The organism is Williamsia sp. z34, from assembly GCF_059553395.1.
The window spans coordinates 54,888-74,222 of record NZ_JCANWW010000004.1; the positions used below are offsets into that span (position 1 = coordinate 54,888).

Genomic DNA, 19,335 nt, shown 5'->3' on the forward strand with positions numbered 1-19,335 from the left:
TCAGCGCGCGGCGCGCTCGGCCAATGCCCGCAGCGCCAACATCCAGTGCTGGATCAACTCGTCGAGATCGTCGCGGTCCATGACATCCGGCAGATACGTCACGTACGCCCGGACCACGGTCCCGTCTGGGCCGGCGGTGGCCATCGACTGGATGTCGATTTCGGCCTGTGCCGGCATCCGGTTGCCGCGCGCGATCACCTCGGCATCATCGCTGCTGCCCAGATCCGGCCCGTTCACATCGGGGAACCACGGCGCACGAGCGACCTCGGCAGGCACATCGCGGCCGGGGATCGTCCCGATGTAGTTGAAGACGATCTGCGGGTCTGCGAACCCTGAGAGGGCCTGGGCGCCTTCGGCATCGAGATAACGCAGCATTCCGTAGCCGATCCCGCGCTCCGGGTTGGCCGCCATGGCCTCCCGGGTGCGGGTGAGTACGTCGTCGGCGACCTCTGTCCGGGCGTACAGCTCCTCGATGTCGATGCCGTCGAGGTCGATCCGGGTCGGGAACATCGACGTGAACCAGCCGACGGTCCGCGAGAGATCGGCGCCCGGCACAACCGCTTCCTGCCGGCCGTGACCCTCCAGTGTGAGCAGGGCGTTGTTGATCGCGTAACCACGATCTCGCCGCCACCCGACAACCGCTGCCGCGAGTCCGGCGACCAACTGGTCGGCCACCGTGACATCGCCGCCCGCCGCGGCCGACAGCGGCTCGACGATCTCGGCCGGGATCTCGACCTCCATGCGGCTTTGCAGGTCCACCCGGTCGCGGGTGACGTCGAGGCGGCGCGCACCCAGAGCCGGGTCCTGTCCGCCGAGCACCGCCGACCAGTGGTCGATCTCGCCGCGGCGAGACGCGGCCCGGGCGTGCTGCGCAACGGACCACTCTATCCAGGTGGTACCGGCATCCGGTAGGTCCACCGCTCCACCGGCGGAGATCTGCGAACCCGCAGTTGCGATGTCGGCGACCAGGATCCGCCACGACACCGCGTCGACAACCAGGTGGTGGGCCACGATGAGCAACCGGCCGCTGCGGTCCGGGCCGGCGTCCAGCCACACGAACTGCAGCATGACCCCGCCCTCGGGATCCACCCGATCGACACCGTCGAACAGCGCATCACGCAGCGCGGATTGGTATCCCGGTTCTCCCGGACGTGCATCGGCGGCCAGTTCCGTACGGGACAGCAGCGACCTGACGTCGAGGCCACCGGCGGGCGCGATCACCAGAGTGCGTTCGTGGCTGTCCAGCCGCGAACGGAGCACGTCGTGCTGATCGGTCACCGCGGCCATCGTCGCGACGATGTCGTCTTCGGTCACACCCACGGGCAGATTGACCACCATCGGCATCACGAACCGGCGGTGGTCGCCGCCGCGTTCGATCATTTTCACGGCAACCGGACTCAACGGTGCGACACGGGTTTGGGCGGCAATATCTCCCGGGGTCTCGTCGACGGTTTCTGTTGCCGTCGTCGATGCGGCCGCGGCCAGTGCGGCGACGGTGCGCAACTCCAGCACGTCCCGGGCCGTGAACCTCAGGCCGGCACCGCGCGCCCGGCTGACCAGTTGCATCGCCATGATGCTGTCGCCACCGAGCTCGAAGAACGAGTCATCGGTTCCGACCTCGTCGGCTCCGACGACCTCGGCGACGATCTGACAGAGCAGCCGTTCGTTCTCGGTCTCCGGGGCCCGTCCGGCCGTCGTGGAGGTGTCGGTGGCGGGCAACGGCAATTCGCGGCGGGCGATCTTGCCGGATCGTCCACGCGGGAACTCGTCGAGCACCACGATCGTCTCGGGCACCATGTACGAGGCCAACATTCGCGAAGCGTGTTCGCGGATGGCGGCCGGGTCGACATCGTGTCCGGCACGCCTGCTGACGTATCCGACCAGCCGCTGGCGGCTTCCGTCGGTGTGCACGACCGCGGCGGCCTGCTCGACCGTGTCATGGCCGGCCAACACGGTTTCGATCTCTTCGAGTTCGATCCGCAGGCCGCGTACCTTCACCTGGAAATCGACACGGCCGACGTACTCGAGGGTGCCGTCGGGTAGCCGCCGCACGCGGTCGCCGGTCCGGTACATCACCGAACCTGCCGGACCGTGGACCGCCGGCACAAACCGCTGCGCGGTCAGATCCGGCCGGCCGAGGTATCCGCGGGCGAGCTGCTGCCCCGAAAGGTAGAGCTCACCAACGGCTCCGGCCACACAGGGACGCAACCAGCGATCGAGCACCACGGTCTGGGTGTTCCACACCGGCGCCCCGATCGGGGTGATGTCGGCCCCGGCCATCGACGTGTCCGGCCCGGTGGCACCGGTCGCCACAACCTGCGATGTGGCATCGACGGTGACCTCGGTGGGCCCGTACAGGTTCACCACCTGCGTATCGGCCAGTGCGGCAACGTGTGCGGCGAGTGATCGCGGCAACGCCTCGCCGCCACTGAACACCAGTCGCAGTGTCGAGGCGGTCTCGGACGTGGCCAGCTGCGCGAAGACGGCGAGCACCGACGGCACGAACTGCACGATCGTCACCTGATGGCGCGCGACCAGTGCGACGAGTTCGTCGACATCCCGATGCGCCTGCGGTGGGGCCACGATCGTGCGGGCACCCACCAGTGCAGGCGCGAACAACTCCCACACCGAGGCGTCGAAGGTGAACGGCGTCTTGTACAGCACGACGTCGTCGGCCGAGAAGTCGTGTTCGGTTGCCATCCAGCGCAATTGGTTGACCAATGCCCGCTGGGTGATCTGGACGCCCTTGGGGCGGCCGGTCGACCCGGACGTGAACAAGACGTACGCAAGCGATTCCGGATGGATGCGCCCGCGCCGCTCGGTGTCCCGGAGCGCACTGGCATCTGCCGGTTGCAGGTCGCGTGCCGTCAGGTCCACGCAGAGAACGCCGGGCAGTGCCGATCGCAGGCGGCCGAGCAGATCGGCACTTGCGACGACGCAGCGTACGCCGGCATCGCTGACCATGGTTCGCAACCGTTCGTCCGGTCCCTCGATGTCCAGCGGCAGGTACGCGCCGCCGGCCTTGAGGATCCCGTAGACCGTCGCGACCTGTTCGAGTCCGCGCTGCATCGCGACGCCGACGATGGAGTCGGGGCCGATGCCCTGTGCGATCAGGGCCCGGGCCCGCCGGTTCGTCAGCGCGTCGAACTCGGCAAAGGTCAGTGCGGTGGTGTTGTCCCCGAACGCGATTGCCTGCGGCGTGGCGGCCACCTGATCGGCGAACAGCTGCATCGCGGTGCGATCGGGAATCTGGCGATCGGTGGCGTTCCAGGTCTGCAATTGCGCAGCCACTTCGTCCCGGTCGAGCAGGTCGAGCTCCCGCACCGGCGTCCAGCTCGCCTGTGCGATGGTGTCGAGCACCCGCACGATCCGCTCGGCGAGTGTCTGCGCCCGGTCGCCGGAGATCAGGGCCGGGACGTACTTCAGGGTGAGCGACAGATCCGGATCCGCCTGCGCCAGAAGGGTCACCGGATAGTGCGAGGCGTCATTGATCTGTGCTCCGGCGATGAACATGCCGTCGATGCCCGACTCACCCTGCTGACGGGTCCGGTCCACTGGATAGGACTCGAAGACCGTCAGCGTGTCGAAGAGCACCGGCAGGCCCGCGGAACGCTGGATGGTCGGCAGACCGACATGGTGGGCGTCGAGCAGACCGGCCTGCTCGGACTGGATCCGTTCGAGCAGTCCGATGATCGTCTCGCGTTCGCCCAGCCTGATCCGCACCGGAATGGTGTTGATGAACAGACCGAGAATCGATTCCACACCGGTAACCTCTGGCGGGCGGCCGGAGACCGTCGCACCGAAGACCACGTCGTCGCTACCCAACGTGCGTGCGAGCACGATGCCCCAGGCCGCCTGCACGAGCGTGTTCATCGTCAGACCGCGCTCTCGCGAGAGATCGGCCAGAGCACTCGACGTGCGTCCACCGATGTCCAACGCCATCTCGGTCGGCACGGTGTCAAGGGCGTCGGAGGAGTCGGCCAAGACGCTGTCCCCGACCAGCAGGGTCGGCGAGTCCAGCCCGTCGAGCGCCTGCTGCCACGACGAGATCGCCGCCGAGGCATCACGCGCTGCGAGCCAGACCAGGAAGTCACGGTAGGACCGGGTCCGCGGCAGGTGGGTGTCGTCACCGCCGGTGGCGTAGAGGACGAAGAGCTGCTCCATCAGCAGCGGCCCCGACCAGCCGTCGAGCAGGATGTGGTGGTTGGTCAGCGACATCCGGTAGCGCCCAGCGCCATTCTCGTCCGGCCCCATCCGCAGCATCATCACCCGAACCAGCGGTGGTGCCGCCATGTCGAACCGGGCGCTGCGATGCTCGAACAGCAGGCGGTCGGCCTCGCGGTCGGCGGCGGCGGGATCGTCGCCGTACTCCGCGGCCAGATCGATCAGCTGCCACGGAACGTCGACGCCGGCGGCCACGAACTGCACCGGCGAACCGTCGCCGATGTGCCGGAAACCGACCCGCAGGTTGGGGTTTCGGTCGATGAGCGCGCGTACCGCGGTTCGCATCCGCTCGGTGTCCACCGCGCCGGTCAGCTCGAAGACGATCTGGGCGGTGTAGATGTCGGTGTGCTGATCGGCGACCTCGGCATGGAACAGCATGCCCATCTGCAACGGTGAGAGCGACCAGATGTCCTCGATCGCGGCGAAGTCGTTCTCGAGTGCCTCGATCTCGTCCTGTGCGATCCGCACCAACGGCACATCGGACGGGGTCAGGCCCCCCGATGCCGGCGAATCGTCATGTGCCGCCAGGGCAGCCGCGGCCGAGGCCCACAGGTCGCCGAGTTCGCGGACCTCGTCGGGCTCCAGGATCCCACTCGCGTAGGCCAGTGAGGCCGACAGCCGCGGGCCGTCCGGGTGATCGGTCGTGACAGCGTTGATACTGAGCACGGCAGGCGCGACCATGCCGGCGTCCTGGGCACCGCCCAGCGGTCCGCCGTCCTTCGCCCGTTGCCACCCGAAATCGGTTGCTGCGTCGGCATTCTCATCGTGTCCGGCGGCGACCCTACCGAGATAGTTGAACCCGATCTGGGCCCCCCGGTAGTCGGCCATCGCGCGGGTCCGCTCATCCCCGCTGTATGCCAGCAGCCCGAAACCGATACCGGCCTGCGGGACGGCGAGCAACTGTTCCTTGACTGCCTTGATCGCCGCGCCGGCGGCCGGGCCACCGGTGAACGCGTCATCGACGTCGATCCCGGACAGGTCCAGCAACAGCGGATACATCGAGGTGAACCAGCCGACCGTGCGGGAGAGATCGGCGCCGCCGACCGCATCTTCCTCACGACCGTGCCCTTCGAGGTCGATGAGGACCGAACCGGCGTCCGATCCGCGACGAGACCGCCACACCCGCACCGCCATTGCCAGCGCGGTCAGCAGCGCGTCGTTCACACCACCGCGGTAGGTGGCGCTCACGCCGGTGAGCATCGACTCGGTCACCTCGGTGTCGAACTCGAGGTCCAGGCGTTCGATCGTCGAGGCCACATCCCGCTCCGGGTCGATGCGCCGGGCACCGAGCACCGGATCGTCCGACTCGACGATCGTTGTCCAGTAGTCGATCTCGCCACTGTGCTGCGGCGCAGAAGCGGTCAGTGCGGTGGCCCAGGCGCGCAGCGACGTGCCGGTCTCGGCCAGTTGTGGCGTGCCGCCGTTCTCGCTCTGGCCCCAGGCCACGGCGAGGTCGGGCAGCAGGATGCGCCACGACACGCCGTCCACCACCAGGTGGTGGATCAGCACGTAGAGCCGTCCGGTCACATGTGCCGGGCTGTCGGCGGCGGGATCGAACCAGACCACCTGGATCATCGATCCGGTGGCCGGATCCAGACGGGCGATCGCCTCGGCGGCCGCGGCCTGGGCGATCTCGATGAACTCGGGAGTTCCTGGCGCAGCGGTGAATTCGACCCGGGTCAGGACCGATCGCGGATCGACCGAACCGACCCCGCCGATCTCGAGGTGGGCCGATTCCGCACCGGCCTCCACCAGCCGGGACCGCAGGGCGTCGTGCCGGTCGAGCACCGCGCCGACCGCGGCGAGCAACCGGTCCGCACCCGGGTCCGCGGGCAGTGTCAGGAAGCTCGCCTGCGAAAACTCGCGGTACTCACGACGGCTTTCCACCAGCCACCGCATGATCGGGGTCAGCGGCGCAGAACCCACCCCACCACCGGGCAGTTCGTCGAGCATCTGGATCTGCGCGTCGGCCGCGATCCGCGCGACCTGGGCGAGTTCGGCAATGGTCCGCCGGTCGAAGACGTCCCGCGGGGTGAACACGATGCCGGCGGACCGGGCCCGCGACACCAACTGGATCGAGACGATGCTGTCGCCGCCAAGCGCGAAGAAGGAGTCGTCGACGCCGATCCGCTCGGCACCGAGGACCTCTGAGAACAGCTCTGCCAGTCGCTTTTCCATCTCGGTACCCGGCGCCCGGTAGGCGTCCGAATCGGCACCGAAGACCGGTTCGGGCAGGGCCCGGCGATCCAGCTTGCCCGCAGGCGTCAGCGGCACCGAATCCAGCACCGTGATCGACGAAGGCACCATGTGTCCGGGAAGTCGTTCTCCCAGAGCGGCACTGAGTTCTGCGGCGCTCACGTTCCGGCCGGGATGCGGATACACGTATGCCACCAACACCGTCTGGCCGGTGTGCGGATGGCGGTGACCCATGGTCACGGCGAAGCCGACATCGGGATGATCGCCGAGCGCGGCGTCGATCTCACCGAGTTCGATCCGGAAGCCGCGAACCTTCACCTGATGGTCGCTGCGGCCCAGGAACTCGAGCTCGAGTCGACCGGAGGACGTCTGCTTCCACCGCACGACGTCACCGGTGCGGTACATGCGGGATCCCGGCTCGCCCAACGGGTCGGCGACGAAACGCCCGGCCGTCAGATCTGGCCTGCCGAGGTAGCCGCGCCCCACGGAAGCACCCGATACGTAGAGTTCACCGGCCACACCCGGCGGCACCGGCTGCAGTCGTGAGTCGGCCACCAGAGCCCGGACACCCGTGACCGGCCCACCGATCGTGACCGGCTTCTCCGGATCCATCTTCTCGGTCGAGGTCGACCAGATCGTCGCCTCCGACGGTCCGTACAGGTTGAACATCGAGCGTCCCGGTGCCCAGCGCCGGACCAGCTCCGGTGGACAGACATCGCCTGCGACAGCGATCATCTCGACACCGTCGAGTCCGTCGACAGGAACCGTGGCCAGGGCCGCAGGTGTCACGAACGCATGGGTCACCCGGTGTTCGGCGAGCAACCTCGCCAGATCGGGTCCACCGAAGATCGTCGACGGCGCGATCACCTGGGTCGAGCCCGACGCGACCGCCATCATGATCTCGAAGATCGAGGCATCAAAGCTCGGGGACGCGAAGTGCAGCACCCGCGACGACCGCGTGAGCTCGAATCGCGGAGCCATCTCGGCGATCAGGTTCGCCAGGCCACGGTGCGTCGTACCGACGCCCTTGGGCCTGCCGGTCGAACCCGACGTGAAGATCACATAGGCCAGGTCGTCGAGCGACACCTGCGCCGCGACCGATTCGCCCGGAGCATCCGCCCCGTCGGTGTCGACGGGTCCGAGTTCCGGTTCGGCCGACAGCGGTAGCCACTGGGTGGACTGCGGGAGCCGGTCGAGTACGTCGCCGGTGGTCAGACCGATCCTCACGTCCGCGTCGACGATCATGTTCTCGATGCGCGCCGCCGGATAGTTGGGGTCGATCGGCAGCACTGCACCACGCGATTTCACGATCGCCCAGAAGGCGGTCATGGACTCGACGGAACGGCCGATCGCCAGCGCCACCGGCGTGCCGGGGGCGACACCGTGTTCGAGCAGGCGCCGGGCCTGCCGGCTCGCAGCCCGATCGAGCTCACGGTAGGTCAATGACGTCTGACCACAGACCAGTGCCGCACCGTCGGGATTGGCGGCCACCGCCTCGTCGAAGATCTCGATCATGGTGCGCGGCGGTACATCCGGAGCCCCGGAGACGGGCGAGAGCGCGGCGCGCTCCTGGATCGCCAGGAGGTCGATGTCCCCCACCCGGACGTCGGGGTTGGCGGCCACGGCCGCCGCGATCGCAGCGAACCGCTGCGCCAGGGCGGCGATCGTCTCGGGATCGAACAGTGCCGTGGCGTAGGTGAAGTGCGCGGACAGACCGGTTGTCCCGGCCTCGTCGACCGTGTCGGCCAGTGTCAGCTGCAGGTCGAACTTGGTTGTGGGAGTGGCCGATTCCAGCGCCGAGACGCGCATGCCCGGCAGTTCGAGCTCGGCCCGCTCATTGTTCTGGAATGCCAGCGCGACCTGGAACAGCGGTGCGTACGACGTTTCCCGCTCCGGCGCCAGGTGTTCGACCAGTCGCTCGAACGGGATCTCCGTATGGGTGAACGCCGCGATGTCGGTGCTGCGCGTGCGGGCCAGCAGGTCGCTGAAGCGCTCACCGGGGTCGACGGGCGTCCGCAACACCAGGGTGTTGACGAACATGCCCACCAGGTCATCGAGTTCGGGTTCACCGCGCCCGGCGATCGCCGTCCCGACAACGACGTCGTCAGTGGTACCGGAACGCGCCAACAGCACGGCCAGAGCGGCGTGGCAGACCATGAACATCGTCGCCCGGTGATCCACTGCCACCCGCTGCAGTCCCTGACGTACCGACGCATCGAGTCCGAACTCGAAGGACGCACCGGCAGTGGACTGCACCGGCGGACGGGGTCGATCAAGCGGCAGGTCGATGACATCGGGGATGCCGTCGAGCTGCTCTGTCCAGTAATCGATCTGACGTGCGGCCAGGGATTCGGGATCGGCCTCGTCTCCCAGGACAGCGCGCTGCCACAGGGCGTAGTCGGCGTACTGCACCGGCAACGGGGACCAGTTCGGCTCGCTGCCTGCGGTCCTGGCGGTGTAGGCGACCATGATGTCGCGGGCCAACGGGGCAACCGACGAGCCGTCGCCGCTGATGTGATGGATCACCATCACCAGCACGTGTTCGTCCGCCGCACGCCGCAGCAGCGCGATCCGCACCGGAATCGACTCGGTCACATCGAATCCGACGCCGATCAGCGAACGCAGTCGGGCATGCAGGTCGTTGTCGTCGGCGACCTCGTGGATGTCGAGGGTCACGGCCGACTCGGGCAGGTCGTCGGCGTCGACGATCAGCTGGTGTGGTCCGTGGCCGTCGTCCGGGTACCGGGTCCGCAGGATCTCGTGACGGTGCACCACGTCGGCGACCGCGGCAGCCAACGCGTCGGTGTCGAGCTCGCCCGACATCGCGATGGCGGCCGGGATGTTGTATGCCGGTGATGCCGTGTCGAACTGGTTGATGAACCACATCCGGCTCTGGGCCGGGGACAGCGGCACCCGTTCGGGACGTGGCCCGGCGATCAGCGGTGGACGATCGCGGCCACCGTCGGCCCGCTCGGCCAACTGCGCCAGTCCGGCGACCGTCGGTTCGACGAACAGATCACGGACGGCGAGATCCGATCCCACCGCCGCGTTGATCTGGGCCACCACGCGCGTTGCGGTCAGCGAGTTCCCGCCGAGCGCGAAGAAGCTGTCGTGGATACCCACGACATCGACTCCGGCGAGATCGGCGAAGATGCCTGCCACGATCTCCTCGACCGGCGTCCGCGGCGGCGCATAGCCCTCGGTACCGGCGAAGACCGGCTCCGGCAGCGCCTTTCGATCGAGTTTGCCGTTGATGTTCAGCGGCATCTCATCGAGCGGTACGACCAGCGCGGGCACCATGTACGCGGGCAGTTCCTCGGCGGCAGCAGCCAGGACGGCACGGGTGTCCGGCTGCCCGGCGCCCTCGGTGACCACATAGGCCACCAGCTGCTCACCCACGTGCGGGTCACTGTGGACGGTCACGACCGCGGCCTGTACCTGCGGCGACTGCAGCAGGACACGCTCGATCTCACCGAGTTCGATGCGGAATCCGCGCACCTTCACCTGGAAGTCGCTGCGCCCGGCGTATTCGAGCGTGGGCGATTCACCGGCGACCGGGACCCAGCGGGCCAGGTCACCGGTGCGATACATCCGGGTTCCGTTGGCTCCGAACGGGTTGGCGACGAACCGTTCGGAGGACAGGTCGCTGCGACCCTGATAGCCGCGGGCCAGCTGGGCACCGGCGAGGTACAACTCACCGGTCACCCCGTCCGGCACCGGCTGCAACCGGGTGTCGAGGACGTAGACCTGCGTGTTCCATTCGGGGCGACCGATCGGAACGACCGCACCGATCGTCGCGGGCACCGGTTGGTGCGTGACGCTGACCGCAGCCTCCGTCGGGCCGTACAGGTTGTGCAGCTGCGGCGCCGCGGCGGAACCGGCGGTCAACTGCCGGAACCGGTGCACCACATCGGGAGTCAGTGCCTCACCGATGCAGAGCACATGGACCAGCGACGTCAGCTGTTCGGGCCGGGCATCGGTCAGGAACGCCCCGAGCAGGGAAGGCACAAAGGTCACGGTGCTCACGCCGGTGCGCTCGATGAGTCCGGCGAGATAGACCGGATCCCGGTGACCCTGCGCGTCGGCGACGACCAGACGGGCACCTGCGGTCACGGCCCACCAGAACTCCCAGACCGACAGGTCGAAGGTGGCCTGGGTGCGCAGCAGCAACGCATCGTCGTTGCCGAGCCGGAACTCGGCGGTGATCCAGTTGAGCTGGTTGACGATCGCCGCATGCGACACCGCCACGCCCTTGGGCCTGCCGGTGGAACCGGAGGTGTAGATGACGTAGGCGGTGTTCTCCGGGCGCAACGGTGCCAACCGGTCGCTGTCATCGATCTCGTCCCCCGACACCGACGAGGTGTCGAGTTCGGTCAGATCCAGGACCTCGACGGTCTCGGGCAGACCGGACGGCCGCTCCCCCGCCACCAGCACCATCACCGGTTGCGCGCTCTCGACGATGAAACCGATGCGGTCGACGGGATGATCGGGATCGATGGGCAGATATGCGCCACCGGCCACCGAGACCGCATACATCGCCACCAAGAGATCGAGTGAACGTGGCATGGCCAGTCCGACAATGGTTTCCGGGCCGACACCGCGATCGATCAGGAGCCGGGCTGTGGCGTTGACCCGCGACCGGAGTTCGGCGTAGGTCACTGCCGGGCCGTTGTCGCACTCGATGGCGACGAGATCGGAGTTGTCGCTGCACGACTGCGCCAGTGCGCCGGCCAGTGTGCCGGCAGACAGCACCACCGAGGTGTTGTTGCGTCCCCGCAGCACCTCCCGACGGCGGCGTTCGGTCAGCATCGGCAGATCACCGACGGCGGTGAACGGCTCCGCGATGATCTCACCGACAAGCGTCACAAAATGTCCGGCGAAGGTGTCGACCGTCTGCGCATCGAAGAGATCGTCGGCGTAGGTGAACACCGCGTCGAGGCCGGCCGGCCGGCCCTCGTCGTCATAGTTGTCGGACAGGATCAGTTGCAGGTCGAATTGGGCAACGCCATCGGGCAATTCGACGGGCTCGATACTCAGCCCGGGCAGCTCCAGACTGGACCGCTCCATGTTCTGGAACGACAGACCGACCTGGAAGATCGGATGATGCGCGGTGGAGCGGACCGGGTTGAGGACCTCCACCAGACGCTCGAAAGGCACATCGGCGTGGGAGAACGCCTCTGCGTCCCGATCGCGAACGGCATCGAGAAGTGTGGTGAAGCTGCGGCCGAGATCGATGTCGGTCCGCAACGCCAGCGTGTTGACGAACATGCCGATGACACCCTCGACCTCACTCTCGCCACGACCGCCGATCGGTGTGCCGACAGTGATGTCGGTGTTGCCGCTCAGGCGGGCCAGAAGCAGGGCGTAGGCACTGTGGAAGGCCATGAAGGTGCTCGCGCCCCTGGTGCGCGCCAGATCCGCCATGCCGCGGTGCAGCTCCGCCGAGATGCTGAACGCATGCTGCCGACCGCGCAGAGACTGCACGGGTGGCCGCGGGCGGTCGGCGGGCAGTTCCAGCTGATCGGGTGCACCGTCGAGATTGCGCTTCCAGAAGTCGATCTGCTTCGACAGCAGGCTGTTCGGGTCTTTCTCGTCACCGAGGAGTTCGCGCTGCCAGATCGAGTAGTCGGCGTACTGCACTGCCAACGGTGTCCAGCGGGGGCTCTGGCCCTGTGACCGCGCGGCGTAGGCCATTGCGAGGTCACCGACAAACGGTGCCACCGATTGGCCATCGGCCGCCACGTGATGGATGACCATCGCCAGCACGTGCCGGGTCGGGTTGACCCGCAACAGGCCGATGCGCACCGGTACCGCGGTGGTCACGTCGAATCCCCGCGAGACGAATTCGCGCATCGTGTCGGCGACCGTCTCTTCGGTTGTCTCGAGGAGCTCGATCTCGGGTGTCGCCTGGGCCGGCGTCAGGATCACCTGATGCGGTCCGGACGGCGAGTCCGGGTAGATCGTCCGCAACGACTCGTGCCGGGCCGCCACGTCGGCGATCGCCCGTCGCAGGGCCGGCAGGTCGAGATCGCCGACCAGGGCGACCGCCGCCGGGATGTTGTAGGCGACCGAGTCCGGATCGAATCGGTTGAGGAACCACATCCGGGTCTGGGCCAGTGACAGCGGGATCCGGACCGGACGGGGGCGCGCCACCAGTGGCTGCCGCTGCGTCCGCGCACCGGGCTCCGAGGAGATCCGCTGCGCGAGTTCGGCAACGGTGGGAGCCGCGAACAGCTCCCGCACACCGATCTTTCCGCCCAGGGCGGCACTGGCCCGCCCGACCACCTTGGTGGCACTGAGCGAGTTGCCACCGAGGTCGAAGAAGCTCTCGTCGATGCTGACCTGGGAGACGCCGAGAACCTCGGCGTAGACCTCGGCCAGGGTCGCCTCGATCTGATTGCGCGGCGCGATGTATGCCCGCTCGCCCACGGTGAACACCGGCTCCGGCAGCGCCCGGCGATCGAGCTTGCCGATCGGGGTGAGCGGGATCGAGTCCAGCAACATGACAACCGTCGGCACCATGTGCTGCGGCAGATGTTGTCCGACTGCTGCTTTGAGCGACTCCACGTCGATCTCACGATCGCGCTTGGCCAGGACGTAGGAGACCAGGACGTGATCACCCTGCGGACCCGGGGTGCCCAGGGTGACCGCGAAGTCGACGTCGGGTTGCGCGTCGAGCACCCGGTCGATCTCGCCGAGTTCCACGCGGAAACCACGGATCTTGACCTGGAAGTCACTGCGGCCCACATATTCCAGCGAGTCGGGGTGCATGTCCGCGTCGATGCTGTACCGCACGAGGTCACCGGTGCGATACAGGCGCGACCCGGGTTCGCCGTAGGGATCGGGCACAAACCGTTCGGCGGTGATCTGCGGACGGTTGAGGTATCCCCGCGCCACGCCGGGTCCGGCGAGGTACAGCTCACCGACAACACCACGCGGGACCACGCGCATCCTCGAGTCCAGGACCCGGGTGGTGACCCCCCGCAACGGAGACCCGATGGTCACCCGGTCGCCGGCGTCGAGGGCAGGCGTGATGGTCACGATGACCGTGGACTCGGTGGGACCGTACGCATTTCGCAACGCGCCCGGCCAGCGGTCGGTCAGTTCCGGAGGACAGACGTCGCCGCCGACGACAACCGAGCGCACCGACTCGAGCCCGGCGGGGTCGACCGTCATCAACGCGGTCGGCGTCATGACCACATTGGTGACCTGTTCGGCGGCGATCAGCTCGGCCAGTTCGGAGCCACCGAAGACGTCCTGGGGTGAGACGACAACGGTTGCACCGGCGGTGAACGCGGCCAGCAGTTCGCCGACCGACGTGTCGAAACTCGGTGAGGCGACATGCAGGAACCGGGAATCGGGGCCCACGTCGTAGTGCTCGCGCACGTCTTGCGCGAGGTTTGCCAGGCCGCGGTGTGTGACCACCACTGCTTTCGGCCTGCCGGTCGAACCGGAGGTGTAGATCAGGTAGGCGACCTGGTCGAGTCGCATCGGGCTGATCCGGTCGGCATCGGTGATGGCGGCACCGGCGTCGTCACCGGAGGCCAGCTCGTCGATGTCGTGCCAATCGACCACAGCGGGCAGATCACCGGCGTCGGGGCCAACGGTGATCCCGAACAACGCCCCCGAGTCGTCGAGCATCTCCACAATGCGTTCGCGTGGGTAATCGAGGTTGATCGGCAGGTAGGCCGCACCGGTCTTCGCGATCGCCCAGGTGCCGACAACAGAGGCCAGCGAGCGGCGCGTTCCCAGTGCCACAACGGTTTCCGGTCCGGCGCCCGCCGAGATGAGTCGACGCGCGATGGTGTTGGTCAGGCGATCGAGCTGGGTGTAGGTCAGCTCGCGGCCCTGGTAGGACACGGCAACACCCGTCGGATTGATCCCGACCCCGCGACCGAGTAGCTCGGGCAGCGTCTGCGGCGTCGTGCCCGCCGGTCCGGACACCGACACCAGATCGGCGAACTCCTCGTCGCCGAGCACGTAGATGTCGCTGACGACCACGTCGGGGTCCACGGCCACCGCGGCCAGGATGCGGTTGAACCGTTCGGCGAAATTGTGGATCGACGACGGGTCGAACAGATCGCTCGCGTACGTGAACAGCCCGGCCATCGCCGCGCCCGGTTCGTCGTTGTCGCCGATCGACAACTGCAGATCGAACTTGGCGACATCGAAGTCGGCACGTATCGGCGACAACCGCAATCCGGGCAGCGTCAGTTCGGGGACCTCGTTGTTGTCGAAGGACAACGCCACCTGGAACAGCGGATGGTGCGCGGTCGAACGGGGCACGTCCAGCACCTCGACGAGGCGCTCGAACGGTATGTCGCCGTGCGCCATCGCATCGATGTCGGCCCTGCGCACCTCGGCGAGAAGGTCGGCGAACGTCTCTTTGGGGTCGACCTCGGTGCGCAGTACGACGGTGTTGACGAACATGCCCACGAGCGGATCGAGCGCCTGCTCACCACGTCCGGCGATCGGGGTGCCCACAGCGATGTCGGTGACCCCGCTCATCCGTTCCATGAACACGGCCAGTGCCGCATGGATCACCATGAACATGCTGACGTCGTGCGTCCGGGCGATGTGTTGTAGCGCTTCCCGAACCTGGGCCGGAACCTCGAACTGGTGGCTGCCACCACGCAGCGACTGTGTCGCCGGCCGCTGATGATCCGTCGGCAGATTCACCGACTCCGGCAGTCCGGCCAACGTCTTGCGCCAGAACGCGATCTGCTGCGACGCGAGCGAATCGGCGTCCTTGTCGTCGCCGAGGACCTCCCGCTGCCACAGCGTGAAGTCGGCGTACTGCACGGCCAGCGGTTCGAAGTCGGGGGCCGCGCCGGTCCGCCGGGCTTCGTACGCGCGCAACAGATCCGCGAACAGGGGCGCCATGGAGGCACCGTCGGCGGCGATGTGGTGAACCACCATCATCAGCAGGTGTTCGGTCTCCGACACACGCATCAGCACGATGCGGATCGGCAGTTCGGCGCTCACGTCGAACCCGGCCACCGCGTGCCTGCGGAGTTCCGCCTCGATCGCCGCCTGGTCGGCGCGCACCTCGATCTCGCGGTAGATGTCGGTCACCGCGGCGTCCGCGGCGTGGATCACCTGATGCGGTCCGTCCGGTGAATCCGGGAAGGTGGTGCGCAACGACTCGTGACGCTGTGCCACATCACCGATGGCCGCGCGGAGGGCCCGGACGTCGAGTTCGCCGGACAACCGCAGTGGCAGCGGCAGGTTGTATGCCGGTGAGCTGGTGTCGAACTGGTTGATGAACCACATCCGCGACTGGGCCAGCGAGAGCGGTATCCGCTCGGGCCGTTCGCGGGCGGCGAGTACCGGACGGGTGGAGACCGCGCCGGTGCGCGAGGCGGCCAGCTCCGCCAGTTCCGCAACGGTCGGATGGTCGAAGATGTCGCGGACTGTGATCTCGATGCCCAGGGCCGCGGCCACGCGAGCCGCCACCCGGGTGGCGCCGAGTGAGGTGCCACCGATGTCGAAGAACGAGTCCGTGGCGCCGACCTGCGTGGCCTTCGCGACATCGGCGAACACCGCCGCCACGGCCCGCTCGCCTGCCGTCCGCGGCTCCACGTGGTGCCCGTCCGACCCGCCCGACTCCGGCCGCGGCAGGGCGGCACGGTCGAGTTTGCCGTTGACCGTGAGCGGGAGCTCCTCGAGGATCATCACGACGTCCGGAACCATGTAGCTGGTCAAGAACTCCGACACCGCTGCCCGGACCTCGCCGGACACCAGGTCCGTTCCCGACTCGGGGACCACATAGGCGATCAGCCGTTCGCCGGTGGACAGGCCAGGCACATCTGCGCCTTCGACGAGCGTGACCGCCGAGGCCACACCGTCGATCCGCAGCAGCGCTGCCTCCACCTCACCGAGTTCCACCCGGAATCCGCGCAGCTGCACCTGAGAGTCGCTGCGCCCCAGGTATTCCAATTCGCCGTGGGCGTTCCGGCGGGCGATGTCGCCGGTCCGGTAGAGCCGCTCACCGGGGGCACCGAACGGGTTGGCGACAAAACGCGAAGCGGTCAGATCCGGTCGATCCAGATAGCCACGGCCGAGCTGGACGCCCGAGACGTACAGATCACCGGACACACCGGTCGTGACCGGATGCAGACGGCTGTCGAGCACGTGCACCCGCAGACCTGCGATGGCGTCGCCGACCACCGACGACGTCGCCTGCGCGGCGAACTCCCGGTCCAGACGCATCCGCGTGACATGCACGGTCGTCTCGGTGATGCCGTACATGTTGACCAACACCGGGGCGGTGTCGGCATGCCGGGAGAACCATCGGTCGAGCTGCCCGAGATCGAGCGCCTCGCCACCGAAGATCACGTACCGCAAGTTCAGATCACCGGATGCGGCCACCCGATCCGCCTCGGCGAACTGGTAGAACGCCGACGGCGTCTGGTTGAGTACCGTCACCTGTTCCCGCACCAGGAGTTCGCGGAACTCGTGCGGCGATCGCGATGTCGCGAAATCGACCATGACCAGCGCACCGCCGTGCAGCAGCGGGCCCCACAGCTCCCAGACCGAGAAGTCGAACGCGTAGGAGTGGAACATCGTCCACACATCGTTCTCGTCGAAACCGAAGTCGCGCTGCGTGTTCCGCATCAGTGCGACAACCGTCTCATGGGCGATCACCACACCCTTGGGACGGCCGGTCGATCCCGATGTGTAGATCACGTATGCGGTGTTCGCCGCGGCCAGCGGCCCGGAGAGCTCGCCCTGCGTGACCGGCGACCCGTCGAGGGACGCGAGTTCGTCGGCGACCGACGGTGCGTCGAGCACGACGGTGGTCGGCAATTCCGCAGGCAACGCAGCCCGATGTTTCTCGGTCATCAGCACCAGGACCGGCGCGGCATCGTCAAAGATGTACTGCAGGCGCGCAGCCGGGTGGCTGACGTCGATGGGCAGGTAGCCGGCACCGGATTTCAGCACCGCCAGCAGGGCCACCACGAGATCGGCGGTTCGGTCGAGCGCGATCGCAACCAGCTTCTCGGGACCGGCACCGAGGGAGATCAGCAGCCGGGCAAGCCTGTTCGCGCGTTCGTCGAGCTGGGCGTAGGTGAGGACGGCCCCACCGTCGATGAGAGCCCGGTTGCCGGGAGTGCGCCCAACCTGTTCATCGAACAACCGCACCAGGGTCGCGTCGCGTGCCGACCCCTCCCCCGACTCCATGATGACCGAGGCGAGCATGCCGGTGAACTGCTCGGCAAAACCGACCGCGGAGTCGCCCTCGAGTAGTCCGGGAAGCAACGTCGACAACGCGACCGTGATGGCGGCCTCGGCACCGACGCCGACCGCCGCCAGTGTCACCACGAGCTCGGTCGACTTGGCATGCAGGGCGCCGTAGGTCACATCGGTGCCGTTGTGCGAGAGCGCGATTCCGTCGGGGTTGATCCGCGCCGCGGTTTCCAGCAGCTCCGAGAGCGACTTGCCCTTGAGCTCGGCGAGGGCCGAACCGAAGCCCTCCGCCTCTGCACCACCGGCCGACCGGTCGAGCGATCGTCGTTCGGCGGCGGTCAGGATGTCGATGTCCCCGACGACAACGTCCGGATCGGTGGCGATCGCGGTCAACACCGAGAGGAATCGCTGTGACATCGCCTCGACGGTCGACTCGTCGAAGATGTCCACCGCGTAGTCGAGTACCGCGTCGATACCGCGGCCCCGGCCGTCGGTTCCGAACGATTCCGAAACACTGAGCCCCAGATCGGATTTCACATAGCGCAGCGGCGACTCGAGTCCGCTGACCTGCAGACCGGGCAGCGTGACGGTCGGGATGTCGATGTTCTGCATCGTGAGCATGGCCTGCACCAGCGGCGCGTACTTGCGCGAACGCACCGGCGCGAGTGCTTCGACAACCTGCTCGAACGGCAGGTCGGCGTTGTTGAACGCGGCCAGGTCCGACGCCTTCGTCTCGGCGAGCATCGAGCTGAAGGACGCCGACGAATCCACCCGGCTACGCATCACCAGGGTGTTGACGAACATGCCGACCAGTCCTTCGACCGCCGAGGCATTACGTCCGGCGGTCGGGGTGCCGACCGCGACATCGACCGAACCGCTCAACCGCGACAACAGGATCGCGTAGGCGGCGTGGACCACCATGAACAGCGTGGTCTCGTTGTCCTTGGCGATCGCGTTCAACCGCTGCTGTAGGTCGGCGCCGATCGTGAACCGGACCTCACCGCCGGCCACCGACCGCTGATCGGTACGCGGTCGATCGGTGGGGATGTCCAGCAGCTCGGGGAGCCCGGCGAGGTGCTGACGCCAGAAGGAGACCTGCTGCGAGACAATAGACTCCGGATCCTCTTCGGATCCCATCACCGAGCGCTGCCAGATCGCGTAGTCGGCGTACTGCACCGCCAGCGGCCGGAAGACCGGCGAGCTGCCCGCGGCGCGCGCCGTGTACGCCGACATCAGGTCGGTGGCCAGCGGCACCAGCGACGAACCGTCCGCCGCGATGTGGTGGATCACCAGCAGGACCACGTGGTCGTCGGGTCCGACCTCGATCAGCAGCGCACGCAACGGAGGCGCGGCGGTGACGTCGAATCCGCCGGTGGCCATCTCGAGGCACAGGGCCAGCAGCTCGTCCTCGGAGCCGACGGTTCTCGACATCAGCGCCGGTGCGGCCTCATCGATGGTCAAGATCTTCTGGTAGGGACCCTGAACCGAATCCGGGTACACCGTGCGCAGGATCTCCTGCCGCTGCACGACATCGGTCAGGGCCGCGGTCAGGGCGGCCTCGTCGAGCCGTCCCCGCAGCCGCAGGCCGAGAGGGATGTTGTAGTCCGCGGCATCGGGGTTGAGCCGGTTCACGAACCACATCCGCTGCTGCGCGAGTGAGAGCGGGATGCGGTCGGGTCGCGGTTGCGGCGTCAACGGCCGGATGGGCATGCCATCGAGATCCGG

1 protein-coding gene (cut by a window edge) is annotated in these 19,335 nt (G+C 67.7%); it reads right to left on the reverse strand.

Features of this window, described 5'->3' with window-relative positions; translation table 11 throughout:
• Positions 1–19,335, reverse strand: partial view of a non-ribosomal peptide synthase/polyketide synthase gene (locus AC51GT_RS11765; protein ID WP_496328857.1) — the 3' portion only. It continues 14,577 nt past the right edge of the window; only the last 19,335 of its 33,912 coding nucleotides appear in the window; its start codon lies beyond the right edge, outside the window; the stop codon is at positions 1–3.